Annotated in this window: 1 protein-coding gene; it reads right to left on the bottom strand. The window is 67.8% G+C overall.

Going from position 1 to position 686, the window contains the following annotated elements; translation table 11 throughout:
- A partial coding sequence (locus K8556_RS38950; RefSeq protein ID WP_223745193.1) for a condensation domain-containing protein occupies positions 1-686 on the bottom strand: 686 nt, incomplete at both ends.

Here is a 686-nt window from a genome sequence, read left to right on the forward strand (position 1 = left end):
AACATCGCCTGGAAGAGGGCGCTGCGGCTCAGGTCGCGCACGGGCTGGAGGGTCTCCACCAGCTTCTCGAACGGCACATGTTGGTGCTCGTAGGCCGCGAGCGTCGTACCGCGTACCTGGGCAAGCAGTTCGCGGAACGTCGCCCGGGGTTCCATCCGCGCGCGCAGGACCAGGGTGTTGATGAAGAAGCCGATGAGGCCTTCGGTCTCCGCCTGGGTGCGGCCAGCAATCGGCGAACCCACGCTGATGCCGTCCTGTCCAGAGTAGCGGGACAACAGCAACTGCCAGGCGGCGAGCAGCAGCATGAAGGGCGTGGCGCCTTCCCGTTGGGCCAGGGCCTTGAGCGCTTGCGAGACCTCCGGAGGAATTCGCACGTCCACCGTGGCTCCACGGTGTGACTGCACGGGCGGACGCGGGCGGTCCGTGGGCAGGTCCAGCGCGGATGGTGCACCCGCGAGCTTTTCCTTCCAGTAGGCGAGCTGGGTCTCCAGCGTTTCGCCCTGGAGCCACTCCTGCTGCCAGACGGAGAAGTCCGCGTACTGCACCGGCAGCGGCGCGAGGGTGGGCACCTGCCCCGCATGGAACGCCGCATAGAGCGCGGTGAGCTCGCGGACGAGGACGCTCATGGACCAGCCGTCGGAGACGATGTGGTGCATCGTCACCAGCAGCAGGTGCTCCGCGTCACC

The sequence above is a fragment of the Corallococcus sp. AS-1-12 genome (genome assembly GCF_020036995.1).
Lineage (GTDB): Bacteria > Myxococcota > Myxococcia > Myxococcales > Myxococcaceae > Corallococcus.